The organism is Clostridium lacusfryxellense, assembly GCF_018861735.1.
Lineage (GTDB): Bacteria > Bacillota > Clostridia > Clostridiales > Clostridiaceae > Clostridium_AD > Clostridium_AD lacusfryxellense.
This window is the reverse complement of sequence record NZ_JAHLEB010000168.1, coordinates 1-530: the sequence shown is the minus strand read 5'-3', so window position 1 is coordinate 530 and position 530 is coordinate 1. Positions and strand designations below refer to the sequence as shown.

Below are 530 nucleotides of genomic sequence, written 5' to 3'. Positions count from 1 at the left end.
TTGGATCACTGGCTATTTGCGCCTACCCAAAGCTTATCGCAGCTTAACGCGTCCTTCTTCGGCTCCTAGTGCCAAGGCATTCGCCATGCGCCCTTTGTAGCTTGACCTTTGATTCTGTCTATTTTCATAAACAATTCGTCTATTTGCATAGATATAGTTACCTATAAATAGGTATCTTTTTTAATTTTGCGAAATCGTAATAAATTAATATTACCTACTTACGTAGATAAATCTTTTTAAAACAACTTTATCACTGTGCAATTTTCAAAGAACATTCAAGAAAAACTACTTAATAATAACTCTTTCGAGTTAAAATAATTAGTCTCTCAAAATTAAACAGAGAATTAGGTACGAGTAATTACAATAGATATTTTTGAAGAATAAATTAATATTCTTCTAGTACAGAAATCGAAATTTCTGCATCTACTCCCTAGAAAGGAGGTGATCCAGCCGCAGGTTCTCCTACGGCTACCTTGTTACGACTTCACCCCAATCATCAATCCCACCTTCGGCCGCTGGCTCCTTACGGT

Annotated in this window: 2 rRNA genes; both read right to left on the bottom strand. The window is 36.4% G+C overall.

The features are described 5' to 3' along the window. Positions 1-107, bottom strand: a 23S ribosomal RNA gene (locus KPL55_RS25820); the annotation flags it as partial. A gap of 327 nt (positions 108-434) precedes the next feature. Further along, positions 435-530, bottom strand: a 16S ribosomal RNA gene (locus KPL55_RS25815); the annotation flags it as partial.